Raw genomic sequence first — 23,604 nt, forward strand, 5'->3', positions numbered from 1 at the left:
TTTCGTGCGCCGAGGGGCATGGTGTCGCCAGTTGGCCCGCTTGACTGCACACCGAACGGGGGCTTCCAGCGTTGGTGAGCACAAGCTCGGCCGTCCCCCGCTCCCTGATCTGCTGGAGATCACCTCCCGGACGGCTACGACGCCAGCGCGGCGGTGCGCGATGATCACCACCGCCCAGACGGTCACTGGCCTGGCACGCGGAGATCAGGCCGGCGACCGACGGCGCGTAGAACCCCGGCCTTCGCGGCCTCGCCACTGCGGCGCACCCACGCCTGGCAGCGAGGGTGTCGGCCGGGAACACCAGTCCTTCCCCAAAGGCACCGACTTCGTCACCGCCCGGCCAACGACCACCCCCAGCAAGACACTGGCTCAACCCCAAGGAGAAACAATCCGACACTGTCCACGACGGCTTGCGTCGCAACACCACAAGGATTCCCGCACTGCTGGCGAGCCACTGAACACCCCGGCAGCAATTTCACCCACCCAACCCGAGCGAAAGGGACTTTCGTGCGCCCGGGGGTCCCCCGGATTCCACATTACCGGTGGGCACCGACAATTGCGGTCAGGTGCCCTTGACCGCCGCCGCGAGCGCCAGGATCCGTTGGGCGTCGACCACGTGCAGGTTCTCGATCATGCGGCCGTCGACCGTCGCCACGCCGCGGCCCGCGTGCTGGGCCTGTTCGAAAGCCTCGATCACGCGGTGGGCGTGCGCGACCTCGTCGGCGGACGGCGCGAAGATCTCGTTGCACGGCTCGACCTGGCCGGGGTGGATCAGCGTCTTGCCGTCGAAGCCGAAGTCCCGGCCCTGGCGGCACTCCGCGGCGAACCCGTCCAGGTCACGGACGTCGTTGTAGACGCCGTCCAGGATCACCCGGCCGGTCGCGCGGGCCGCGAGCACACACGTCGACAGGGGGCCGAGCAGCGGCGCGCGGCCGGGGACCTGTGCCGCCGTCAGCTCCTTCGCGAGGTCGTTCGTGCCGAGCACCAGCACGGTCAGCCGGTCCGACGCCGCCGCGATCGACGCGCAGTTCAGCACCGCCACCGGTGTCTCGATCATCGCCCAGATCGCCGTGTGGTCCGGGGCGTGCGACAGCGCCTTCTCGATCGCGTGGACCTCCTCGGCGGAGTTCACCTTCGGCACCACCACCGCGTCCGGGCCCGCCTCGCCGGCCGCGCGGAGGTCGTCGGCGTGCCACGGCGTGCCGAGACCGTTGACGCGAACGGTCACCTCGCGCGAGCCGTACGAGCCGACCGCCGCGCACACCCGTTCCCGGGCCGCGGCCTTCGCGTCCGGCGCGACCGCGTCCTCCAGGTCGAGGATCAACGCGTCCGCCGGCAGCGTCTTCGCCTTCTCCAGCGCCCTTTCGTTGGCGCCCGGCATGTACAGGACCGACCTGCGCGGCCTCATTCGGCAGCCTCCTTGTACAGCGCGGCCAGTTCCGGGTCCCGCGCCGCGAGGTCGTCGGCGAGGGCCACGATCACCTGGCACTGCTTGACCGTCGCGTCGTCCTGCATCTTGCCGTCGAGCATCACCGCGCCGGTGCCATCACCCATGGCCGCGATCACCCGCCGCGCCCATCCCACCTCGGCCGGGTCCGGCGAGAAGACCTTGCGTGCGATGGCGATCTGGGCCGGGTGCAGGCTCCACGCGCCGACACAGCCGAGCAGGTACGCGTTGCGGAACTGGTCCTCGCACGCGACCGTGTCGCGGATGTCGCCGAACGGCCCGTAGTACGGCAGGATCCCGGCCCGCACGCACGCGTCGACCATCCGCGCGACCGTGTAGTGCCACAGGTCCTGCTGGTAGGTGGTGCGCCCTTCGGACAGGTCGTCGCCGACGGGGTCCGTCCGCACCAGGTACCCGGGATGGCCGCCGCCGACCCGGGTCGTCTTCATCCGCCTGCTCGCGGCCAGGTCGGCAGGGCCGAGCGAGATGCCCTGCATGCGCGGGCTGGCCATGGCGATCTCCTCGACACGCGACACCCCGCTCGCGGTCTCCAGGATCGCGTGCACGAGCAGCGGGCGCCGCAGGCCCGCGCGGGCCTCCAGCTGGGCGAGCAGCCGGTCGACGTAGTGGATGTCCTCCGGGCCATCGACCTTCGGCACCATGATCACGTCGAGCTTGTCGCCGACCTCGGTGACCAGCGTCAACAGGTCGTCGAGCACCCACGGCGAGTCGAGGCTGTTGATCCGCGTCCACAGCTGCGTGTCGCCGAGGTCCACCTCGCGGGCGATGCGCACGAGCCCGGCGCGGGCGGCCTCCTTGCGGTCGGCCTGGACGGCGTCCTCGAGGTTGCCGAGCAGCACGTCGGCCTGCCCGGCCATGCCGGGGACCTTGGCCGCCATCTTCTCGTTGCCCGGGTCGAAGAAGTGGATCATCCGGGAGGGCCGGACCGGGATCTGCCGCAACGGCTCCGGTGCGCCGACGGCGAGCGGACGGAAGAAGTCCTTCGGTGACCTCATCGAGCCTCCCAACGCTACTTGCCAGTAACCATAGGGGCTCGAAAACTGGTTCGCCGTGCACGTGTCGGCTACGCCACCCTGGGGACGTGTCCTTGACCGTGCCAGAAAGCCTCGCGGCGGGCTTCGAAGACCAGGACTGGCTCGCGCGGCTCCCCGCGCTCGCCGAGTCCTGCCTCACCAACTGGGACCTGACGGTCGACGGCGAGCCCATGCACGGCGCGTGCGCGCTCGTCCTGCCGGTGCGCCGGGCCGGCGGCGAACCCGCCGTGCTCAAGGTGACGTGGCCGCACGAGGAGGCCGAGCACGAGGCCCTCGCACTGTCCATCTGGGACGGTGCGAGCTCGGTCCGCCTGCTGGCACACGATCCTGGCGCGTGGGCGCTGCTGCTCGAACGCCTCGACCCGGCCGTCACGCTGGAGAGCGAGCCGCTGCCGGAGGCGCTCGCGGTCCTCGCGGGCATGATCCGCCGGCTCGACCGGCCGGCGCCGGCGGGAGTCAGGCACCTGCGGGACGTCGCCGCCCGCTGGGTTCGCGAGTTTCCCGCGGAGAACGACGGCCTCGTGCCTGACGACGTGGTCGCACAGGCCGTCGCCTACTGCCGCGAGCTGGGACCGACCGCCGGGAACCACCTGGTCAACGAGGACCTGCACTTCCAGAACGTGCTGCGTGGCGAGCGTGCGCCGTGGCTGGTGATCGACCCGAAGCCGGTCGCGGGCGACCGGGAGTTCGGGCTCTGCCAGCTGCTGTGGAACCGGTTCGAGGAGGCCACCCTGCTGGCCCGGCTGGCGGTGGTCGTCGACATGGCCGGGCTGGACCGTGAGCTGGCCAGGAAGTGGACGTTCGTGCGCGCGGTCGACAACTGGCTCTACGCGGGCCCGGACCACTGGCTGGGCGACAGGTGCGCCCGGATCGCCGGGGTGCTCGCCGGCCCCGGCTGACCCGACGCGCGCGGGGCTCACCGCCGGGTGAACGGACCGCGGCACGGCTAGCCTTGCGGCGTGAGCAGGGTCTTCGTGGCGCAGGTGGTCGGGTTGCCGGTGTTCGGGCCCGACGGGGAGTCCATCGGCAAGATCCGGGACGTGGTCGCCGTGCTGCGTACCGACCGCACGCCACCGCGCGTGCTCGGCGTGGTCGTGGAGCTCGCGACCCGCCGGCGGATCTTCGTGCCGATGCTGCGGGTCACCTCGATCGACGCGAACGCGGTCACGCTGGCCACGGGCTCGGTGAACCTGCGGCGCTTCAACCAGCGGCCCAACGAGGTGCTGGTCGTCGGTCAGCTGCTGGACGCGCGGGCGGTCGTCGTCGAGACCGGGCACCCCGCCATGATCGTGGACGCGGCGATGGAGCTGACGCGGACCCGCGACTGGGTGATCTCCCGGCTCGCCATCCGCGAGCGGACCGGCAGGCTGTCCAGGCGCGGCCCGATCCAGGTGCGGCGCTGGGAGGAGCTCGAGCCGCCTGGGGTGACGGACCTGGCGTCCGCGCCGCAGGAGACGACGCACCTGCTGAGCGTGTTCGAGGGCATGCGGGCCGCGGACGTGGCCACCGCACTGCGGGACCTGCCGGTGAAGCGCCGCTACGAGGTCATCGACGGCCTCGACGACGAGCGGCTGGCGGACGTGTTCGAGGAGCTGTCCGAGGACGACCAGAAGGACCTGCTCGGGCACCTCGACGAGGAACGCGCGGCGGACGTCCTGGAGGCGATGGACCCCGACGACGCCGCGGACCTGCTGGCCGAGCTGCCCGAGCGGGACCGGTTGAGGTTCCTGGAGCTGATGGAGCGGCAGGAGTCCGACCCGGTCCGCCGGCTGCTGGCGTACTCGTCGGACACGGCGGGCGGGCTGATGACGCCGGAGCCGCTGGTGTTGATGCCCGACGCCCCGGTCGCCCAGGCGCTGGCCATGATCCGCAACCCGGACATCACGCCCGCGCTGGCAAGCATGGTGTTCGTCTGCCGTCCACCGTCCGCGACGCCGACCGGCCGGTACATCGGCTGCGTCCACGTCCAGCGGCTGCTGCGCGAGCCGCCGAGCGAGCTGGTGGCGAGCGTCGTGGACAGCGAGCTGGCCCGGCTGTCACCGGCGGCGTCACTGAACGAGGTGACCCGCTACTTCGCCACCTACGACCTGGTGTGCGCGCCCGTCGTGGACGAGAACGAGCACCTGCTGGGCGCGGTGACCGTGGACGACGTGCTGGACCACCTGCTGCCCACCGGGTGGCGCGAGACCAACAGCGAGGAGCCGGCCGATGCCTGAACTGTTCGCCCGCCGCCGGCTCGACCAGCCGCGCACACCGGGTTTCCGGGTGTCGATCGACCCGGAGATGATCGGCCGGATGTCCGAGCGGCTGGCGAGGTTCCTGGGCACCGGCAAGTACCTGTTCTGGCAGACGGTGCTCGTGATCGTGTGGATCGTGCTGAACCTGACCGCGGTGTCGCTGCGGTGGGACCCCTACCCGTTCATCCTGCTGAACCTGGCGTTCTCGACCCAGGCTGCGTACGCGGCGCCGCTGATCCTGCTCGCCCAGAACCGCCAGGACAACCGGGACCGGGTGTCGCTGGAGGAGGACCGGGCACGCGCGACCCGCACGAAGGAGGACACCGAGTTCCTGGCACGCGAGCTGGCCGCGCTGCGGTTGGCCATCGGCGAGGTCGCGACCAGGGACTACCTGCGCAGCGAGCTGGACCGCCTCCGCACGGACCTCGACGGGCGCAGGCCCCGCAAGCCCCGCCCGTCGGCGGAGGCCGTTCGCGACGACCACCGCTGGGCGGAGACCTGAGCCCGTCCGTGGACCCTCGTCCGGCGGTCTCCAGCTTCGCCGGGACCCTCCACTAGGGGATCCCGGGAGGCGGACCGGCCAGGCGGGAGCACAGGTCGCCGAAGGAGGCCAGCTCGTCGCCGTCCAGGTGCTCGACGAAGTGGCGGACGACGCCCGAGAGGTGCGTCCTGGCCGCGTGGCGCAGCGTGTCGATCCCCTTGGTGGTGATCACCGCCACCACGCCGCGGCCGTCGCCGTCGAAGCGTTCTCGGGTAACCATGCCGGCCACCTCCAGGCGGTCCACCAGCCGGGTGACACCGGACCGGGACAGCAGCACCGCGTCGGCCAGCTCGGCCATCCGCAGTCGCCGTTCGGAGGACTCAGCAAGTTGCACCAGCACGTCGTAGGCACCCAGGGTGATGGGGTGCTCGGCCACCAGCTCGGTCTCCAGCACACGTATGAGCCGCGCGTGCGCACGGAGGAACGATCGCCAGGCGTGGAGCTCGGTCGTGGTCGGCAATCGTGTTACCCCGGGTTCAGGCACGAGGAGGATGGTACGGAACCGATCCGTACCATGGTGGGGTGACCACTCCAGATGTCGAGGCTGTGCGGACGGCACTGGCCGACGTGCAAGATCCGGAAATCCACAAGCCGATCACCGACCTGGGCATGGTCAAGAACGTGTCCGTCGGGGACAACGGCACGGTGCACGTCGAGATCTACCTGACGGTGTCCGGCTGCCCGCTGCGCGACAAGATCACCCGCGACGTGACCGAGGCCGTCTCCTCGGTCGACGGGGTCCGCCACGTGACCGTCGAGATGGACGTCATGTCCGACCAGCAGCGCACCGAGCTGCGGCAGAAGCTGCGTGGCACGTCCGAGGAGCCACGCATCCCCTTCGCCGAGCCGGGCTCGATGACCCGGGTGTACTGCGTGGCGTCCGGCAAGGGCGGGGTGGGCAAGTCGAGCGTGACGGTCAACCTGGCCGTCGCGATGGCTTCCCGCGGCCTGTCGGTCGGCGTGGTCGACGCGGACATCTACGGCCACTCCGTCCCCCGCATGCTGGGCGCCGACGGCCGGCCGACGCGCGTCGAGAAGATGATCCTGCCGCCCGAGGCCAACGGCGTGAAGGTCATCTCCATCGCCATGTTCACGCCGGGCAACACCCCCGTCGTGTGGCGCGGCCCGATGCTGCACCGGGCGCTGCAGCAGTTCCTGGCGGACGTGTTCTGGGGCGACCTGGACGTGCTGCTGCTCGACCTGCCCCCGGGCACCGGCGACATCGCGATCTCGGTGGCCCAGCTGCTGCCGAACGCCGAGCTGCTGGTCGTGACCACGCCGCAGCAGGCGGCCGCCGAGGTGGCCGAGCGCGCGGGCGCGATCGCCATGCAGACGCGGCAGCGCATCGCGGGTGTCATCGAGAACATGTCGTGGCTGGAGCTGCCCGACGGCTCGCGGATGGAGCTGTTCGGCTCCGGCGGCGGCCAGACGGTCGCGTCGTCGCTGACCAGGACGATCGGCTCGGACGTGCCGCTGCTGGGCAAGGTCCCGCTGGACCCCCGCGTGGTCGAGGCGGGCGACGGCGGCAAGCCGATCGTCATGTCCTACCCGGACTCCGCGGCCGCTCAGGAGCTGACCCGGATCGCGGCCAAGCTGTCGACCCGCGCCCGCGGCCTCGCCGGCCGCATGCTGTCGGTCTCCCCGGCCTGACAGTCCCGGGAGACGTCCCCTCAGGGCCAGTAGATCCTCGGCGCGGACGTCGTGGGGTCCGGCGCCTTCGAGGCGGCCGCGTCAGGTCGCGTCGGGGTCGAACTTGGCCTCGCCGGTCGCGGGAGGTTTCGGGTCGTCCTGGACCGGGGCCGGCGTCGCGGGCGGTGGCGTGTGCCCGTTCGGCTTGGTGCCGCCGTTGGAGACGTCGACGTCCTCGAACAGGTGGCGGGCCACCGCGCGCCGGGGATCGAAGTTCCGCAGCTGCTGCAGGTCCTGCAACGGCTTGCGCAGCTCCTCGAAGTCGTCGCCCATCTCGTTGCGGAGCTGCTCGCGTGCGCCGGTCGCGTACTCGCGGAGCTTCCGCACGTTGCGCCCCAGCCAGGACGCCGCGGACGGCAACCTTTCCGGGCCGAGGATGAACAGGCCCGCGACCACGATGATCAGGATCTCGGACCAGCCGATGCTGTCGAACACTGTGGCCGCCCTCCCGCGACGAAAACCCCCGCAGTCCGTTGTTCAGCGTAGCCGCTCAGTCGGACTGCAACGTCACCTGAACTGTGAGCTCTCGCCCGTCCCGGGCGAGCACGACCGGCACCGTGTCGCCGATCTTGTAGTGCCGAACCGTCACGATCAGCTCGGCGGCGTTCGCGATGACACGGTCGCCGACCTTGCGGATCACGTCGTTCTGCTTGATGCCCGCCTTGGCCGCGGCACCCTCGTCGCGCACGTTCTGCACCCGGGCGCCCTCGGCCGTCTCCGCCGACACCGACGACGCGTTGACGCCGAGGTCTGCGTGGTTGACCTTGCCCGTCTTGATCAGCGAGTCGACCACCGGCCGCACGTCGTCGATCGGGATGGCGTAGCCGAGGCCGATGCTGCCGCCCTCCTCGGACGTCGAGATGATCGACGAGTTGATGCCGACCAGCGCTCCCGTCGCGTCGACCAGCGCACCACCGGAGTTGCCGTGGTTGATGGCCGCGTCGGTCTGGATCGCGTCGTAGGCCGCGGGCTGGCCGTCCTCGCCGCCGAGCACCACCGGCCGGTTCAGCGCGCTGACGATGCCCTCGGTCACGGTGTCCGCCTGGTCCAGCGGCGAGCCGATCGCGAGCACGGTGTCCCCGACCGCCAGGTCGGCCGACTTGCCGAGCTGGATGACGGTGCTGATGTCCGCGTCCACCTTCACGACGGCGAGGTCCATCTTCGGGTCGATGCCGACGAGCCGAGCGTTGGCCCGCCGCCGGTCGTTGAACACGACGGTGATCTTCTGCCCCTTGGTCACCGCGCCCCCGAGGGAGACCACGTGCTCGTTGGTCACGATGTAGCCCTGGCTGTCGACGACCGCGCCCGAGCCGATGCCGGTGCCCTGGTCGGTGCGCACCTCGATGGTGACGACCGCCGGACGCACCCGCCGCGCGATGTCCGCGATCGAGCCCGGCGGACGTTCCTTCGCCGGCTGGACCTCGGCAAGCGTCGTGTCGCTGTACAGCTGGTCGCCCTGCTGCGCGAGGAAGTAGGCGGCGACCCCGCCGCCGCCCCCGATGACCAGTGCGAGCACCCCGAGCACGACCAGCGCGGACACCTTCACCCGGCGCCCGAACAGCACCTCGGTCAGGCTCAGCAGCTGGCCGGAGGGCTTGGTCCCGGACTTCGCGTCCTCGTCGCCGTCCCGGTCCGGGCCGACGGCGGGCGGTCCGATCACGGCACCGGCCGACGGGTCGCGCCACGGGTCGTGCGCGGCCTCCGGGTCCCACGGGTCGACGCCGTTGGCGCCGTGCTCGTCCGCGGGTGGGCGCTGCAGCAGGTCCGCGCTGCCCTCGGGCCGGCCGAACGCCGACGCGAGCGACTCGGGGGCCGGGGGCGCGGTCTTCAGCTCACCCAGCGTGGGCGTCCGCCCGGCCTGCGGGGAGAACGCCCCGTCGACGCCAGTGGGCCGGCCGAACACGGCGGCCGCGCCCGGGTCGATGTCGGGGCGGTGCAACGGCCGTGGCCCGAGCCTCGGCCGATCGTCCGTGCCGGGAACGGCGCTGCCGTTCGACGGCGTGCCCGGCTCGGGGTTCCACTGGTTGCTCATCGTCGCCAAGCGTGCCGGAGGGATGGTGAAGTCAGCGTTCTGTTCCCGGCCAGGCGCCTCACAGCGACTTCACACGGGTTGTGCTGTCAGCGGCGGTTGGCGGACCGCAGGGTCGCGTAACCCACCTGCTGCATGCTGCCGCCGACCACCGCGGGACGTTCGCCGCCGGCCGGGGACCTCGGCGCCGGCTCGGCGCCACCGCCGCTGGCCGTCGCCGCGAGTGCGAGCGCGCCGAGCACGAGGCCGGACACGACCACACCGGCGCCCTGGACGGCACGACGGCTGGGACTACGGCCGAGGACGGTGCTGCCCTCGCCGAGCTTGGTTGATGTGCCCAACGGGGCGGTGCCCCCCAGCGCGGCAACCCGGTCCGGGCGCTGGACGGCGACCAGCTGGCCGTCGTTGGTGACGGCGAGGCCGTCGGGCATCGCCGGCATCTCGATCTGCTCCGGGATGGCCCGCAGGCTCGCGAGGAGACCCGCCGGCGCGGAGAACGCGTTCGCCGCGTGGACGGCGGCCGCCGCCTGCCGCTGCGCCGCGATCTCGGCGGCACAGGCGCCGCACCTGGCGGCATGCGAGGACGCCCGGTCGCAGGCCGTCGGCGTCAGCTCGCCGTCGACGAACGCCACCACCGCGTCCGGCAGCAAGTGCTGTTCGGACAGACCCCAACCGCGCTCGTCGGTCACGACCTACCCTCCCCTACGAGTTCACGGCGCCGCTCCAGCGACGCACGAAGTGCCTGCCGCCCCCGGTGGATCCTGCTTCGAACAGTACCCAACTTCACGCCGAGCGTGGCGCCGATCTCCTCGTAGGACAGACCTTCGACGTCACACAGGACGACCGCGGCACGGAACTCGGGGGGCAGCTCGTCCAGCGCGGCCTGCAGGTCCGGGTCGAGGTGGTTCGACACGTAGACCTGCTCCGGGCTCGGGTCGTCGCCGGCGAGGCGGTCGGTGTCCTCCGGCAGCCCCTCCATGCGCAGCCGCGAGCGACGACGCGCCATGTCCAGGAAGAGGTTGGTCGTGATGCGGTGCAGCCAGCCCTCGAACGTGCCGGGCTTGTAGTTCGCGAGGGAGCGGAACACCCGGATGAAGGTCTCCTGGGTGAGGTCCTCGGCGTCATGCGCGTTACCCGTCAGGCGGTAGGCCAGACGGTAGACACGGTCGGCGTGCTCCCGCACGACCTCGTCCCACGACGGCGGCGTCCACGTGGCGGCGTCGTCGAGGGCGACGGGCGCGGCGTCGGCTGTCTGCGTAGACATAGGCGCTTGTGCCACCTCTTCCGGGTCGGTAAACCCACTCAACTTCTCAACGTGTGCCGCGCTCATCGTGTTCCCCATCCCCCGACCTGTGTCGTTGTCTCACCCAGGATCATTTCGGGTGCTGGTGTGAAGCTAGTGAGAGTCGACTGAGAAGCGCCTGAGAATCGACCGGGGCCTTATCACCCGGTTCCGGGGTCGACAACGCTAATCTCACAACTCGTGGCATCCGATACGCCGACGATCGACTCAGACGCGGTGCACGCGTACGTCGAGGGCTACCTCCCGGAGGAGGACGCGCTGGCCGCCGCCCGCAGGCGGGCCGACCAGCTGGGCGCCGGCCCGCTGTCCCCCGGCTCGGGCTCCGCCCTGCGGTTCCTGGCGACCGCACTGCAGGCCAAGGCCGTGGTCGAGGTGGGCACCGGCGCGGGCGTCAGCGGCCTGTACCTGCTGCGTGGCATGGCCACGGACGGGGTGCTGACCTCGATAGACGTCGATCCGGAACGGCAGACGGCCGCCAAGCGCGCGTTCAGTGCCGCCGGCGTCGCCCCCGGCCGCACCCGGTTGATCATGGGCCGGGCGCTGGACGTGCTGCCCCGGCTGACCGAGGAGGCCTACGACCTGCTGTTCGTCGACGCGGCCAAGCCGGAGTACCCGAGCTACCACGAGCAGGGCGTGCGGCTGCTGCGTCCCGGCGGCGTGCTCGCGTTCGCCGGCGTCCTGTGGTCGGGCCTGGTGGCCAACCCCACCCGGCGCGACGCCGAGACCGTCGCCCTGCGCGACGTGGCCAGGATCGTCCGCGACGACGACCGCCTGGTCCCGGTCCTGCTTCCCCTCGGCGACGGCCTGCTGGTGGCGGCGAAGGCCCGCTGACCTACTCCTCGCCTACTCCTCGCCGGTCGCCACGTAGCCGCCCACGGTCACCGCGATCGACAGGCCGATGATCAGGACCGCGACGGCGACCCCGGTGAACTCCCACATGACCACGACCAGGCCGAACGGCACGAACACGGCCAGCCCGGTGAGGATCCCGGGCAGCCACCGGATGCGCCGGTCCCGCCGCCCGCCGGTCCCGCCGACCTGCGACATCTGCCATACGGACCGGTACGGGTCGTTCTCTCCCCCAGGTGGCTCCATACCCCCAGGGTAGGCATCCCGTCCGTCTCAGTGGGACCGAATCACTCGACTCGCTCACCCTTGCCCAGAACGACAACCCCGCCGTTACTGACGGTCCACCGCTGCCGGTCCGCCGCCAGGTCGACGCCGATCTCCGCACCCTCCGCCACCTGCACGTTCTTGTCCAGGATCGCCCGCCGGACCACCGCGCCCTTGCCGACCCGCACGCCGGGCAAAAGCACGCTCCCCTCGACCAGCGCCCCGTCCTCGATCATCACGTCCGCGCTGATCACCGAGTCGCGCACGGTCGAACCGGACACGATCGTCCCGGGGCCCACGATCGACTCGACCGCGCTGCCGGAGTTGACGAACTTCGCCGGCGGCAGCGGCGGCGTCGCCGTCCGGATGGGCCACCGGTGGTTGTACAGGTTGAACACCGGGTGCACCGACACGAGATCCAGGTGCGAGTCGTAGTACGCGTCGAGCGTCCCGACGTCGCGCCAGTACCCGCGGTCACGCTCCGTCGCGCCGGGCACCGCGTTGTCGTCGAAGTCGTACACCCGCGCGTCGCCCCGCCCGACGAGCATCGGGATGATGTCGCCGCCCATGTCGTGCATGGACTCGGGGTTCGCGGCGTCCTCGCGCAGCGCCTCCAGCAGCGTCGACGTGCGGAACACGTAGTTGCCCATCGACGCGAACGTCACTTCCGGGTCGTCCGGCACGTGCGGCGGGTTCGCCGGCTTCTCCAGGAAGCGGGTGATCCTGCCGTCGGCGTCGGAGTCGATGCAGCCGAACGCCTTCGCCTCCGCGCGCGGCACGCGGATCCCGGCCACGGTCACCCCCGCGCCCGAGTCGACGTGCTGCTCCACCATCTGCGCCGGGTCCATCCGGTACACGTGGTCCGCGCCGAAGACGACGATGTGGTCCGGTCGCTCGTCGTACACCAGGTTCAGCGACTGGTAGATCGCGTCCGCGCTGCCCGTGTACCACCGCGGCCCGAGCCGCTGCTGCGCCGGTACCGGGGTGATGTACTGCCCGAGCACGCTGGACAGCCGCCAGGTCGTCGAGATGTGCCGGTCCAGCGAGTGCGACTTGTACTGGGTGAGCACGCACAGGCGGTGGAAGCCGGCGTTCACGAGGTTCGACAGCACGAAGTCGATCAGCCGGTAGTTGCCCCCGAACGGGACGGCCGGCTTGGCGCGGTCAGCCGTGAGCGGCCACAGACGCTTACCTTCGCCACCGGCGAGCACGATCGCGAGCACGTGCGGCTGCTGCCACTTCACGGGGCTGACCCTAACGGCGTACGGCCTGGTACGGCTACCTTGAGGCTCGTGCGTATCGGGCTGTTAACTCGTGAGTGGCCGCCGGAGGTCTACGGTGGCGCGGGCGTGCACGTCGAGTTCCTCGTGCCTCGCCTGCGGGATCTCGTCGACGTCGACGTGCACTGCTTCGGCGGGCCGCGGTCGGGCGAGGGTGTCCACTCGCACCGGCCGGCCCCGGGCATGGAGCACGCGAACCAGGCGCTGAGCACGCTGTCGGTCGATCTGTCGATCACCGCTGCCGTGGACGGCCTCGACCTCGTGCACTCGCACACCTGGTACGCCAACCACGCCGGCCACCTCGCGAAGCTGCTCCACGGCATGCCGCACGTGGTCACGGCCCACTCGCTGGAGCCGCGCAGGCCGTGGAAGGCCGAACAGCTCGGCGGCGGCTACCGGCTGTCGTCGTGGGTGGAGAGGACGGCGTACGAGTCGGCGGACGCGATCATCGCGGTGAGCGAGGGCATGCGGGCCGACGTGCTGGACTGCTACCCGTCGCTGCACCCCGACCGGGTGAAGGTCGTCCGCAACGGCATCGACGCGTCGTCGTACCACCCGGTGACCGAGTCGGACGCGCTGCGCCACTACGGGGTGGACCCGGACCGCCCGATCGTGGTGTTCGTGGGGAGGATCACCCGGCAGAAAGGTGTCGGCCACCTGGTCGCGGCCGCGCACCAGATCGACCACGACGCGCAGCTCGTGCTGTGCGCGGGCGCCCCGGACACGCCGGAGATCGCCAGGGAGACGACCGAGGCGGTGTCGGAGCTGGCAGCCGCCCGGCCCGGTGTCTTCTGGATCCAGAAGATGCTGCAACCGGCCGAGGTGCGCCAGTTCCTCAGCCACGCGGCGGTGTTCGTGTGCCCGTCGGTGTACGAGCCGCTGGGCATCGTGAACCTGGAGGCCATGGCGTGCGGCACGGCGGTTGTCGCGTCGGACGTCGGCGGGATCCCCGAGGTCGTCGACGACGGCCGGACGGGCCTGCTGGTGCACTACGACGCGGCCGACGAGTCGACGTTCAGGGTCGGTCTCGCGGACGCCGTGAACGCCCTGCTGGGTGACCCCGACCGGGCGAAGGCCATGGGCGTGGCGGGCCGGGAACGGGCGGTCACGGAGTTCTCGTGGGAGTCCGCGGCCGAGCAGACGGTCGCGGTCTACCGGTCAGTGCTTGACTAATCACCCATGCGGGCACAACTTGGCGCGGGCGAGGTGACACTGCGTCGCTGGCGCGAGACAGACGCGGACGACCTGTACCAGGTCGTCCTGGAGTCGCTCGACCACCTGCGGCCGTGGATGGCATGGGTCGCGGACGGCTACTCGCCGCAGGCCGCGGTCGAGTTCCTGGCCAGCGCGCGGGACGACTGGGCGAGCGGGGCGGCGTACAACTACGCGATCTTCGTGCAGGGCCGGCTCGCTGGCGCCGCCAGCCTGATGGACCGCGTCGGCCCGGGCGGGCTGGAGCTCGGCTACTGGCTGCACCCGTCGTTCGTCGGCCACGGCGCCGCGACCCGAGCGGCGTCACTGCTGGCGACGGAGGCCTTCCGCAACGGCGTTCGCCGCGTCGAGATCGTGACCGACGTCGCGAACTTCCGTAGCGCCGCCGTCCCGAGGCGCCTGGGCTTCACCGAGGTGGAGCGACGTTCGCCACAGGAGCCGCTCACGTCCGGCGAGGACGGCGTGGACATCATCTGGCGACTCACCCCCTGACCGGGGGTTGCTACGGGGAAACTCAGGGATCTACCTGAGAACCCGTTCAGCCTGGGCGCAATAGCGTCGTCGCATGGCACCTTCCCGCACCAGGCTGGCCCGCTTCACGGTGGCGTCGGCGATCGCCACCGGCCTGAGCCAGGTGGTGCTGCTGGTGCTGTACGCGTGGACCCCGTTCGACGCGACCGTCGCGAGCACGGCCGCGTTCCTGGCCGGCTCGGTGCCACACTTCCTGATGGTCCGCCACTGGGCGTGGCCGCCGGGCAAACTGCGGGCCCAACTGGCGACGTACTTGACGGTGACCATGGTCGGCGGCGCGGCGTCCATCGCGCTGACCACGGCCGCCGACCTGCTGGTCCTGCCGCTGCTGTCGCCCGGGTGGCAGCCGGTGGCGCTGACGTTGAGCTACCTCGCGGCGAGCGGCCCGGTGTTCGTGGCCAAGTTCGCGATCTTCGACCGGGTCTTCGCCGCCAGCGCCGAGCGCAGGTACGCCGCGCTCGCGCTGGCCGGCTGACCGGGGCGGGCCGGCAGGGGAGGGCCGGCCCGCCCGGGTCGAGGTCAGCCGGTGACAAGCGTGAGACCGTTCACGCTCAGTACCTCGGTGACGGGCTGGAAGTAGGTCGTGCCGCCGCTGGTGCAGTCGCCGGACCCGCCGGAGGTCATGCCAACCGCCCGAACGGTGGAACCCGAACCCGGCTTGGTCACCAACGAGCCACCGGAGTCACCTGCTTCGGCGCACACGTTCGTGCGAATCAGCTGGTAGACGCAGCCCTGGGGGTAGCAGACGGTCTCGTTCACGCCGGTGACGCTGCCGCACCGCCAGCCGGTGGTGGACCCGGACCTGCACACGGCCAGTGCGTTCGTCGCGGTCACCGGGCCGGTGACCGTCACGTCACTTCCGCTCGAGTACCGGTCGACCAGCGGGGTCGGCACGGCGAGGGAGGACGTCACGCGGATGACGCCGTAGTCGTTCGTGGGGAACGACGAGGCCGCACGCCTGCCGATGGTGCCGCCAGTTCCGGTCCAGCCGGCGCCGGCGGCGGTGCAGTGACCGGCCGTGATGACGTACCGGCTGCGGCCGGAGGTGGCGTTGAAGCCCAGCGAACAGCGTGCACCGCCCGTGTAGATGGCCTGGCCGCCGATGAGGTTCCACAGCAGCTTCGGCGCCTCGGCGACGTGCTCGATCGTGATGGCGCCCGCGTGTGCGGCCGCGGCCCAGGTGGCCACGCCCCGGTCGGAGCCGTGCACCGACACCACGACCGACTTCGTCGCGGCGTCGACGTACCAGCCGGTCACCGTGCTCGGCCGGCTCGCGGCCGCCGTGTTGAGCGAGGTGACCGCCGCGGCCGGGTCGGCGGGTGTCGTGGGTGCCGCGTTCGCGGGAGCGGACATGGTCAGGGCCGCGCCGGCCGCCAGGAGGGCGGCGCCGAGCAGCCTTGGGAGGGTGAGTTGTCTCATCAGGATTTCTCCCTCGTACGCCCCGTAGGGTGGAGGGAACGGTCGCCCGGTGTGGGCAACAACCGATGAAACTGGGTATTTAAGCGGTTTGTCCGATATCGGCCGTTCGGGGCCTAAAGTTGCCAGTTCAGGACTGGGCGGCCAACTCAACAAGCGTACGTGCCGCGAACCCGGTCGCGCCTGCTGAGACCTCGTCGTAGTTGCGGTCGGCCCGCGCCGGCCCCGCGATGTCGAGGTGCGCCCACGGCAGACCACCCGTGAACTCACGCAGGAACATTGCCGCCGCGATGCCACCCGGCCCCGGCGGGCACTGGCGCACGTCCGCGATCTGGCTACGCACCGACTCCGCGAACTCCTCCGCCACCGAGCCGAGGTCCGAGCCGAGCGGCATCCGCCACCACCGCTCGCCCGCCGCCACCCCGGCGGAGAGCACCCGGGACGCGACCAGGTCCGTGGACGCGAACACGCCGCCGGTCCGCAGCCCCAGCGAGACCTTCATCGCCCCGGTCAGCGTCGCGACGTCGACCAGCAGGTCGGGCCTGAGCCGGTCGACCGCGTAGGCCAGCGCGTCGGCCATCACCATGCGGCCCTCGGCGTCGGTGTTGGTGACCTCGGTCGTGCGGCCGCCGTAGTGCCGCACGACGTCACCCGGCCGGTAGGCGGACCCGGACACGTGGTTCTCCGCGCACGACACGAGCCCGGTCACCCGTACGTCCAGCCTGAGCCGCGCGATCGCCTCCACAGCGGCGATGACCGCGGCGCCACCGGACATGTCCGTGCGCATCAGGTGCATGCCGTCCGCCGGCTTGATCGACACGCCACCGGTGTCGAACGTGATGCCCTTGCCGACGAGCACCACGTGTGGCGCCCTGGCCTTGGGTTTCCAGGACAGCTCGACGAACCGCGGTGGCCGCGCCGAGCCGCCGCCGACCGCGAGCACCCCGCCGAAGCCCTGCTCGGCCAGCCACTTCTCGTCCCGCACGACGACGTCGGCGACCTTGCCCGCGGTGCGCACGGCCATCTGCGCGAGCCACTCCGGGTCCTTGATGTTCGACGGCGTGTTCGCGAGGTCCCGGGCGAGGGCCGTGGCCTGCGCGAGCACCGCGGCCCGGCGCACCGGCGCGTCGAGCGCCGGGTCGGCGGTGAGCAGGCGGATCGTCCGCACGGCGGGCGGAGCCGTCTGCGCCGTGACCTCGTACCGGTAGCCGCCAAGCCGCAACCCGCACACCAGCTCGGCGATCTCGTCCGGCCCGACCGAGGACGGCAGCTCCAGCTGCAGCGTCCGCTCCGCGGCGCGGCCGGCGTCGACGTCCTGCGCGATCCGCGCGTTCAGCGCCTTGGTCAGTGCCGCGCCCGCGGTACGCCACTGGCCGGGGGCACCATCCCCGACCCCGGCGACCCAGCGGACCGACGACCCGACGGGACCCGGCTGAACCTCACCGGCCTTGCCGGTGAGCGCCACGGCGTGCATCCACTCGCCGGTCAGCTCGTCCCCCCTGGCCGACAGCGAGGCCGGCGCCGCGTCGCCGGCCCGGCACACCACGGCGAGCGGCGTAGCCCGCCGTGGTGCGGAAATCACCTCCACGTCGGGGAGCGCCGTCGGTATCGCGGGCACCGAAGTTCGCAACGGACCTCCATACTCGACGGAACAGAACCTCCACTCTGGACCCGTCAGCCAGCGGCGACCTTCAACGCGTCACCCAGGGCAGAAGCCTCTTCAGCCGACATCTCGACGACGAGGCGCCCACCACCCTCGAGTGGGACGCGCATCACGATGCCCCGACCCTCCTTGGTCACCTCGAGGGGACCGTCCCCGGTCCGGGGCTTCATGGCCGCCATAGCGTGCTCCCTCCGTCATAGCCTGCCACCCTGGCCGGACCCACCCGACCAAAGACCCTGACATTCTCCCCTATGGCATCTCGCCGGTGAAATCGAACCGATCACCTGCGTGTCGATGACCGGCCAAGACGAGCGACGGACCCGCACTAGACTCGAAAACCGTGCGAGCCCGCTCCGCGCTGTTCGACGTCTACGGCAGCTACCTCCGAGCCAGAGGTGGCTCCGCGACGATCGCCGCGCTGGTACGGCTGCTGGAGCCGCTCGGTTTCGAGGCGCCGGCCATCCGCACGGCCGTGTCCAGAATGGTGCGACAGGACTGGCTTCGGCCGGTCAGGCTGCCGGACGGCCCCGGCTACGCGCTGACCAGGCGAGCCGAACGCCGCCTGGACGAGGCCGCCTCGCGGATCTACCGCACCCGACCCTCCACATGGGACGGCCGCTGGCACGTGCTGGTGCTCGAGGAGCTCCCGAACCGGGGCTACCGCGACAGGCTCGACTCTTCCCTGCGACTGATCGGCTACGGACCGTTGGGCCCGACGACGTGGGTGGCGCCACGGCCGTCCGCCGAGTTGACGGACATCCTGGAGGACGTGCCGGCGCGGGTGTTCCACGGCGAGCACGAGGGCGACGACAAGGAACTGGCCGCACGGGCCTGGGACCTGGACACACTGGGCGCCGACTACGCCGTCTTCGTGACCGAGTGGCTACCCGTCGTGTCCGCAGTGGACGGTTCGGGGCCGGCGGAGGCCTTCGCGGCGTCGCAGCGCCTCCTGCACGCGTGGCGAAAGTTCCTGTTCCGCGACCCGGGCCTGCCCGCACCGGTGTTGCCGCCGGACTGGCCGGGCACCGTGGCGGCGGAGTTCTTCGACAAGCACACGGCGCGGCTGGCTCCGGCCGCGGAGAGCTATCTGACCGACTGCCTCACCCGGGGCACGAGGACGAGGTCGAGCGCCTGAGGAGGCCGTAGGTGACGTCGCTGCTGGTGGACGACAGTGATGGGGTACGCACGTTCACCCTGAACCGCCCGGAGGCATACAACTCCCTGACCGCGGAACTGAAGGAGGCACTGCGCGACGCGCTGACGGACACGGTGGCCGACCCGGCGGTACGCGCCGTGGTCCTGACCGGCGCCGGCAAGGCGTTCTGCGCAGGCCAGGACCTGAAGGAGCACGTGGCCGCCCTGCAGTCCGACGACCCGGCGCCGTTCCGCACGGTGGCCGAGCACTACAACCCGATAGTCCGGGCGATAACGTCGATGCCCAAGCCGGTGATAGCCGCGGTGAACGGCATGGCGGCGGGGGCCGGGGCGTCGTTCGCGTACGCGTGCGACCTACGCATCGTGGCCCGCTCGGCCAAGTTCCTGATGGCGTTCGCGACGATCGGCCTGACCGCGGACTCGGGCGCGTCATGGACGCTGCCAAGGCTGATCGGCTACGGACGGGCCATGGAACTGATGCTGCTGGCCAAGCCGGTGACGGCGGAACAGGCCGTGGCGATGGGCATGGCAACCGAGGTGGTGGACGACGGCGAGGCCCTGTCCACGGCCCAGGAGTTGGCGTCCCGCATGGCAACGGGCCCGACGACCGGCTACGCCAAGATCAAGCAGGCCCTGCTGACGGCGGCGGGCACGGACCTGGAACAGGCCCTGGCGGAGGAGGACGCGGCCCAGTCGGCCCTGGGCGCGACCACGGACCACCGAGAAGCCGTGGACGCCTTCATAGCCAAGCGAACCCCCACCTTCACCGGCCACTGACCCAAGCCGTTGCCGCCCGCCGAGTCCTCAGCGGTCAGCTCCCAATCCCTTACACCCCAGGGCGCCAATCCCGCTGCAACCAGCCAGGCACCCAACTCCCATCCCCCGAAAACCCAAATTTCGCCGAAATCGCGCCCAGAACGTAAGTAAACCCCCACCCAGTCCCGGGGGCGTCCCGCCGTGCCAGTCTACCGGTATCACCCGACGGATACCCCGAAGATGATCTTGCCTGTGGATAACTGGAGCGGTTGTGGATAACTAGCTCCGAGCGACAACTTTCCTTATACGGCACGGAAATCGAACATCCGTCGCGACGGACGAACGCACGTCGCGGTGCCGATGGAAGGTTTCGCGAGGTCAGATTTCCGACTCGGCGGCGGCCAGTGCGGACTCGATGCGCTCCTTCGCTCCCGCCAAGTGCTGGTCGCAGATCTTGGCCAGCGCCTCACCGCGTTCCCACAGCGCCAGCGACTCCTCCAGCGACAGGCCGCCCGCCTCGAGTTTGGCCACCACCTCCGCCAGCTCGTCGCGGGCTGCCTCGTAGTCGAGGGTCGAGTCGGCACTCACTGCGCCTGGGTCTCCAATCGGCTGTGGGCGTTCACAAGCGCGGCGGCCACGGCCTGGTCGTAGCCGACGAACGCCTCCGCGAAGTCGGCGCCGTCGCGTTCGACGACCGCCTCCTCGATCCGCTCCAGCGCACGGCTCACCCGATGGCGGTGCTGCGAGCCGCGGCCGAGCCACCAGCGCATGCCAGCGTAGTCGGACGTCGCCTCGGACAGCGCACGCAACCGGATCGGCAGGTTCCGGCAGCCGGGCGCGTCACAGCCGGCCAGCAACGCGGTCCAGCATTCCGCGGCCGCGGCGTTGGCCTCCCGCGCACGGCGGGACACCACGTCTGCGGGGACGCGTAACGCCGGCTCGTGCTCCATGGCCCGCGCGACCGCACGGGTCGCGTCGATCGTCAACGGCAGGAAGGTCGGCTCACGATCCGGTCTCGGCACCGCTACCTCCGCTCGCGTCACCCCAGGCGGACGCGATCGCGTGCACCGCGCCGTCGGTGACACGAACCCGCAGGCGAGTTCCGTCCGGCGCCTCTGCCGTCGAGCGGAGCACTCGTGGGTTTCCTTCCGCGTCCACCCACTGCACGACCGCGTACCCGCGGGCAAGCGTGGCGGCTGGTCCGAGCGTCGTCAAGCGGGCCTTTGTGTGGTCCAGGGTCGACCGTTCCGCGGCGACGAGGGCCGCCACGGCCCGCCTTGATCGCTCCACGAGCATCCTGACCTGCGCACTTCGCTGTTCGAGCGGTGTCAACGGGTCCGCGAGAACCGGCCTACTACGCAGTGCGTCGAGCAAACGACGTTCGCGATCCACCCATCCGTGCAACGCCCGTCGGGCACGGTCACGTAGCTGGCGAACCCGCGCGGTCTCCTCGACGATGTCCGGCACCACCCGCTTGCCGGCGTCGGTCGGCGTCGAGCAGCGGACGTCCGCGACATGGTCGAGCAGTGGGGTGTCCTGTTCGTGCCCGATGGCGCTCAGCACCGGCGTGCGGCATTCCGACACCGCGCGCAGCAGCGTCTCGTCGGAGAACGGCAGCAGGTCCTCGACGCTCCCGCCACCGCGCGCGATGACGATGACCTCGACGTTCTTGTCGCGGTCCAGCGCACCGAGCGCGTCGACGATCTGCGGCACCGCCAGCGCCCCCTGCACGGCGACGTTCTCCATCCGGAAACGGACCGCCGGCCAGCGGGCACGGGCATTGACCTGCACGTCATGCTCGGCGGCGGACGCGCGACCGGTGATCAGTCCGACGGTGTGCGGCAGGAACGGCGGCCTCTTCTTGCGACGCGGGTCGAAGAGCCCCTCCGCGGCGAGGAGCTTGCGGAGCCGCTCGATCCGGGCAAGCAACTCGCCGATGCCGACGGCGCGGATCTCGTCGGCCCGAAGCGACAGCGTGCCGCGGTTGATGAAGAACGCCGGACGCGCGTGCAGGATCACGCGCGTCCCGTCGGTCAGGGGTGGCTGGTGCTCACGCAGGATGCCGGTCGAGCAGGTGACGCTCATCGAGACGTCCGCGGCCGGATCACGCAGCGTGATGAACGCGGTGCCGGTGCCGGGACGGTTGGAGATCTGGGTGACCTGGCCCTCGACCCACACGTCACCGAGACGGTTGATCCAGTCGGCGACCTTGCGCGCGACCGTCCGTACTGGCCAGGGCTTCTCGGGACTGGTTGCCGGTTCCGTCACGTCTGGTCGCGAACCGTCGCGATGCGGCGGGTGAGCATGCCGACGAACGACGGGCGGTTGCCGTGCGTGCGTTCGTACTCGAGCAGTTCGGCCAGTTCGTCGGCGGAGAAACGGCGCAGCCGGGCACGCAGCTGCGGCAGCGAGAGGTCGTCGTAGCCGGTGGCCTCTGGCAGCGGCCGGTTGTCCGTCTCGGCGACGGTCTCGTCGGAGTCGACCCCGTCGTCGCCGGCCTCGTACACGTCGAACTCGTGCGCCCCGGTCTCGTCGGCGAGCGCCTGTTCCTCCTGCGTCCACGGATCGGGTGTGGCGAACGTCTCGCCGGTGTCGCTGAGCTGCCCGTTACGCCGCGCCTCCTCGTCGTCGGCCCGGTCGAACGCCGAGTCGAACGGCGTGGGCTTGGCGACGTCGAGCCCGTCGTCCTGGACGTCCTCGTCGAACGTGGTCCACTCGGGCGTGTCCTCGACCGGACGGAAGCTGGCGAGCACCTCGTCGCCGCGAATCGCCAGCTCGGTGACCTGCTGTTGCACGCGCATGGATGCCTGCAAGGCCTGGCTCGCCACGGTGACGGGCAGCCCAGCGATCTTGGCGGGCAGCGTGCGGGCCTGTTCCACGGCGGTGACGGCGAGGCCGGCCGCAACCCTGATCGGGAGCGGGAGTGACTTCATGCGCCTAGCCTGCACCAGTCCAGCCGATCTGCCTACACGGGAGTCCGGTACGTACGCTGGGTGGCATGACCAAGCGAGTTCTGCTGGCCAAGCCGCGCGGCTACTGTGCCGGGGTCGACCGCGCCGTGGTGACGGTCGAGAAGGCTCTGGAGACCTACGGTGCCCCGGTCTACGTGCGCAAGGAGATCGTCCACAACAAGCACGTGGTCCAGACCCTGACCGAACGCGGCGCGATCTTCGTCGACGAGGCCGACGAGGTGCCCGAGGGCGCGCTCGTGGTGTTCTCCGCGCACGGCGTGTCGCCTGCGGTGCACGAGGAGGCGGCCACCCGGCAGCTGCGCACCATCGACGCGACCTGCCCACTGGTCACGAAGGTCCACCAGGAGGCCAAGCGCTTCGCCCGCGACGACTACGACATCCTGCTCATCGGCCACGAGGGCCACGAGGAGGTCGAGGGCACCGCCGGCGAGGCACCCGAGCACGTCCAGCTGGTCGACACCGCGGAGGACGTCGAGACCGTCGCCGTCCGCGACCCGTCCAAGGTCGTCTGGCTGTCGCAAACCACTCTTTCGGTTGACGAGACGATGGTGCGCGTCAACCAGTTGAAGGACCGCTTCCCCGAGCTGCAGGATCCGCCCAGCGACGACATCTGCTACGCCACGCAGAACCGCCAGGTCGCGGTGAAGGCGATGGCCCCCGAGTGCGACCTGGTGCTCGTGGTCGGCTCCCAGAACTCGTCCAACTCGAAGCGACTGGTCGAGGTGGCTCTGCAGGCCGGCGCGCGAGCGTCGTACCTGGTGGACTACGCCCGCGAGGTCGACCCCGTCTGGCTCGACGGCGTCGTGACGGTCGGCGTGACCAGCGGCGCGTCTGTCCCGGACATCCTCGTCATGGACCTCCTGGCCTGGCTCGCCGAGCGCGGCTTCGCCGACGTCCAGGAAGTGACCACCGCCAACGAGAAGGTCTCCTTCGCCCTTCCACGCGAGCTGCGCAAGGCCCTGAAGGACAACGACGTGCTCGACGGCGTCAGGTAGCCCAGTTCGACAGGCAGGTGGCATTCCCGCGGCGCCGGACACACGGCGCCGTGGCGCACACGGCACTGGAGCGGTTCCCCAGGCCCAACAGTCGGCAGGCGAAGAACTGCGAGCCGCCGCCTCACCCGACCTCTCAAACCACGTCGCGCTGAGGCACACCTTGCGCCCAGCCCACGAAACACCACCGAGCCCAGCACCCAGCCCAGGACG

General features: G+C 71.0%; 27 protein-coding genes. 11 read left to right on the forward strand and 16 right to left on the reverse strand.

What is annotated here, in order from left to right; genetic code table 11:
• Positions 1-562: 562 nt before the first annotated feature.
• Positions 563-1,408 (reverse strand): CoA ester lyase, encoded by an 846-nt coding sequence (locus VET29_RS00195; protein ID WP_324912937.1) that lies wholly within the window; start codon positions 1,406-1,408, stop codon positions 563-565.
• Positions 1,405-2,463, reverse strand: a complete 1,059-nt coding sequence (locus tag VET29_RS00200; RefSeq protein ID WP_324912941.1) for a CoA ester lyase — start codon at positions 2,461-2,463, stop codon at positions 1,405-1,407. The genes VET29_RS00195 and VET29_RS00200 overlap by 4 nt, the downstream gene beginning before the upstream one ends.
• Positions 2,464-2,549: 86 nt before the next feature.
• Between VET29_RS00200 and VET29_RS00205 the strand changes: the two genes are divergently transcribed.
• The 3 genes from VET29_RS00205 to VET29_RS00215 are packed head-to-tail and all read left to right on the forward strand — an operon-like array spanning position 2,550 to position 5,241.
• Positions 2,550-3,401: an aminoglycoside phosphotransferase family protein gene (locus tag VET29_RS00205; RefSeq protein ID WP_324912944.1), complete on the forward strand. Its 852-nt coding sequence runs from the start codon at positions 2,550-2,552 to the stop codon at positions 3,399-3,401.
• A 60-nt stretch (positions 3,402-3,461) separates the two neighbouring features.
• Positions 3,462-4,718: a magnesium transporter MgtE N-terminal domain-containing protein gene (locus tag VET29_RS00210; RefSeq protein WP_324912947.1), complete on the forward strand. Its 1,257-nt coding sequence runs from the start codon at positions 3,462-3,464 to the stop codon at positions 4,716-4,718.
• The gene (locus VET29_RS00215) at positions 4,711-5,241 is read left to right on the forward strand and encodes a DUF1003 domain-containing protein (protein ID WP_324912950.1); all 531 of its coding nucleotides are present in this window, start codon (positions 4,711-4,713) and stop codon (positions 5,239-5,241) included. The genes VET29_RS00210 and VET29_RS00215 overlap by 8 nt, the downstream gene beginning before the upstream one ends.
• Positions 5,242-5,293: 52 nt before the next feature.
• On the opposite strand, the gene VET29_RS00220 is transcribed toward VET29_RS00215, so the two are convergent.
• The gene (locus VET29_RS00220; protein WP_324912953.1) at positions 5,294-5,764 is read right to left on the reverse strand and encodes a MarR family winged helix-turn-helix transcriptional regulator; all 471 of its coding nucleotides are present in this window, start codon (positions 5,762-5,764) and stop codon (positions 5,294-5,296) included.
• A 38-nt stretch (positions 5,765-5,802) separates the two neighbouring features.
• Between VET29_RS00220 and VET29_RS00225 the strand changes: the two genes are divergently transcribed.
• Complete coding sequence (locus VET29_RS00225) at positions 5,803-6,930, forward strand: Mrp/NBP35 family ATP-binding protein (protein ID WP_324912956.1); 1,128 nt, start codon at positions 5,803-5,805, stop codon at positions 6,928-6,930.
• Between the two features lie 81 nt (positions 6,931-7,011).
• Here VET29_RS00225 and tatB read toward each other — a convergent pair whose 3' ends face one another.
• From tatB to sigE, 4 genes are all read right to left on the reverse strand, one after another.
• The gene (gene tatB, locus VET29_RS00230; RefSeq protein WP_324912958.1) at positions 7,012-7,404 is read right to left on the reverse strand and encodes a Sec-independent protein translocase protein TatB; all 393 of its coding nucleotides are present in this window, start codon (positions 7,402-7,404) and stop codon (positions 7,012-7,014) included.
• Positions 7,405-7,459: 55 nt separating this feature from the next.
• The gene (locus VET29_RS00235; RefSeq protein ID WP_324912961.1) at positions 7,460-9,001 is read right to left on the reverse strand and encodes a S1C family serine protease; all 1,542 of its coding nucleotides are present in this window, start codon (positions 8,999-9,001) and stop codon (positions 7,460-7,462) included.
• An 86-nt stretch (positions 9,002-9,087) separates the two neighbouring features.
• A complete protein-coding gene (locus VET29_RS00240; protein ID WP_324912965.1) occupies positions 9,088-9,687 on the reverse strand; it encodes a zf-HC2 domain-containing protein in 600 nt (199 codons plus the stop codon).
• Positions 9,684-10,328 carry an RNA polymerase sigma factor SigE gene (sigE, locus tag VET29_RS00245; RefSeq protein ID WP_324912968.1) on the reverse strand — a complete coding sequence of 215 codons (645 nt, stop codon included), beginning with the start codon at positions 10,326-10,328 and terminating at the stop codon, positions 9,684-9,686. Before sigE ends, VET29_RS00240 begins: the two co-directional genes overlap by 4 nt.
• A gap of 153 nt (positions 10,329-10,481) precedes the next feature.
• Here sigE and VET29_RS00250 point away from each other — a divergent pair, with 153 nt between their 5' ends.
• Positions 10,482-11,132: an O-methyltransferase gene (locus tag VET29_RS00250; RefSeq protein ID WP_324912970.1), complete on the forward strand. Its 651-nt coding sequence runs from the start codon at positions 10,482-10,484 to the stop codon at positions 11,130-11,132.
• Between the two features lie 12 nt (positions 11,133-11,144).
• Here the strand turns inward: VET29_RS00250 and VET29_RS00255 are convergent, their stop codons facing one another.
• Positions 11,145-11,396 carry a hypothetical protein gene (locus VET29_RS00255; protein WP_324912974.1) on the reverse strand — a complete coding sequence of 84 codons (252 nt, stop codon included), beginning with the start codon at positions 11,394-11,396 and terminating at the stop codon, positions 11,145-11,147.
• A 41-nt stretch (positions 11,397-11,437) separates the two neighbouring features.
• Positions 11,438-12,658, reverse strand: coding sequence for a glucose-1-phosphate adenylyltransferase (gene glgC / locus VET29_RS00260; RefSeq protein WP_324912977.1), 1,221 nt, complete (start codon positions 12,656-12,658; stop codon positions 11,438-11,440).
• Between the two features lie 48 nt (positions 12,659-12,706).
• Here glgC and glgA point away from each other — a divergent pair, with 48 nt between their 5' ends.
• The 3 genes from glgA to VET29_RS00275 all read left to right on the forward strand — a co-directional run bounded on the left by glgA (position 12,707) and on the right by VET29_RS00275 (position 14,912).
• Entirely contained in the window at positions 12,707-13,867 is a 1,161-nt protein-coding gene (gene glgA, locus VET29_RS00265) for a glycogen synthase (RefSeq protein WP_324912981.1), read from the forward strand.
• A 6-nt stretch (positions 13,868-13,873) separates the two neighbouring features.
• Positions 13,874-14,398, forward strand: coding sequence for a GNAT family N-acetyltransferase (locus VET29_RS00270; RefSeq protein WP_324912985.1), 525 nt, complete (start codon positions 13,874-13,876; stop codon positions 14,396-14,398).
• 73 nt (positions 14,399-14,471) lie between these two features.
• On the forward strand, positions 14,472-14,912 hold the full coding sequence (locus VET29_RS00275; RefSeq protein ID WP_324912987.1) for a GtrA family protein: 441 nt from the start codon (positions 14,472-14,474) through the stop codon (positions 14,910-14,912).
• Positions 14,913-14,956: 44 nt separating this feature from the next.
• Here the strand turns inward: VET29_RS00275 and VET29_RS00280 are convergent, their stop codons facing one another.
• The 3 genes from VET29_RS00280 to VET29_RS00290 all read right to left on the reverse strand — a co-directional run bounded on the left by VET29_RS00280 (position 14,957) and on the right by VET29_RS00290 (position 17,695).
• Positions 14,957-15,856 carry a S1 family peptidase gene (locus VET29_RS00280; RefSeq protein ID WP_324912990.1) on the reverse strand — a complete coding sequence of 300 codons (900 nt, stop codon included), beginning with the start codon at positions 15,854-15,856 and terminating at the stop codon, positions 14,957-14,959.
• A 127-nt stretch (positions 15,857-15,983) separates the two neighbouring features.
• Positions 15,984-17,483 (reverse strand): leucyl aminopeptidase family protein, encoded by a 1,500-nt coding sequence (locus tag VET29_RS00285; RefSeq protein ID WP_324912992.1) that lies wholly within the window; start codon positions 17,481-17,483, stop codon positions 15,984-15,986.
• Positions 17,484-17,527: 44 nt separating this feature from the next.
• Positions 17,528-17,695: a DUF3117 domain-containing protein gene (locus tag VET29_RS00290; RefSeq protein WP_075136168.1), complete on the reverse strand. Its 168-nt coding sequence runs from the start codon at positions 17,693-17,695 to the stop codon at positions 17,528-17,530.
• Positions 17,696-17,856: 161 nt separating this feature from the next.
• Between VET29_RS00290 and VET29_RS00295 the strand changes: the two genes are divergently transcribed.
• Positions 17,857-18,651, forward strand: coding sequence for a PaaX family transcriptional regulator C-terminal domain-containing protein (locus tag VET29_RS00295; protein ID WP_324912999.1), 795 nt, complete (start codon positions 17,857-17,859; stop codon positions 18,649-18,651).
• A gap of 11 nt (positions 18,652-18,662) precedes the next feature.
• A complete protein-coding gene (locus tag VET29_RS00300) occupies positions 18,663-19,448 on the forward strand; it encodes an enoyl-CoA hydratase-related protein (protein WP_324913003.1) in 786 nt (261 codons plus the stop codon).
• A gap of 357 nt (positions 19,449-19,805) precedes the next feature.
• On the opposite strand, the gene VET29_RS00305 is transcribed toward VET29_RS00300, so the two are convergent.
• The 4 genes from VET29_RS00305 to VET29_RS00320 are packed head-to-tail and all read right to left on the reverse strand — an operon-like array spanning position 19,806 to position 22,360.
• The gene (locus VET29_RS00305; RefSeq protein WP_324913007.1) at positions 19,806-20,015 is read right to left on the reverse strand and encodes an exodeoxyribonuclease VII small subunit; all 210 of its coding nucleotides are present in this window, start codon (positions 20,013-20,015) and stop codon (positions 19,806-19,808) included.
• Positions 20,012-20,449, reverse strand: a complete 438-nt coding sequence (locus VET29_RS00310) for a sugar ABC transporter substrate-binding protein (RefSeq protein ID WP_324913009.1) — start codon at positions 20,447-20,449, stop codon at positions 20,012-20,014. The genes VET29_RS00305 and VET29_RS00310 overlap by 4 nt, the downstream gene beginning before the upstream one ends.
• On the reverse strand, positions 20,430-21,695 hold the full coding sequence (gene xseA, locus VET29_RS00315) for an exodeoxyribonuclease VII large subunit (RefSeq protein WP_324913012.1): 1,266 nt from the start codon (positions 21,693-21,695) through the stop codon (positions 20,430-20,432). Before xseA ends, VET29_RS00310 begins: the two co-directional genes overlap by 20 nt.
• Positions 21,692-22,360, reverse strand: a complete 669-nt coding sequence (locus VET29_RS00320; RefSeq protein ID WP_324913014.1) for a lipid droplet-associated protein — start codon at positions 22,358-22,360, stop codon at positions 21,692-21,694. Before VET29_RS00320 ends, xseA begins: the two co-directional genes overlap by 4 nt.
• 65 nt (positions 22,361-22,425) lie before the next feature.
• On the opposite strand from VET29_RS00320, the gene VET29_RS00325 reads away from it, so the two are divergent.
• Positions 22,426-23,394, forward strand: coding sequence for a 4-hydroxy-3-methylbut-2-enyl diphosphate reductase (locus tag VET29_RS00325; protein ID WP_324913017.1), 969 nt, complete (start codon positions 22,426-22,428; stop codon positions 23,392-23,394).
• Positions 23,395-23,604: the final 210 nt, after the last annotated feature.

The organism is Actinophytocola sp. (genome assembly GCF_035634895.1).
GTDB lineage: Bacteria > Actinomycetota > Actinomycetes > Mycobacteriales > Pseudonocardiaceae > Actinophytocola.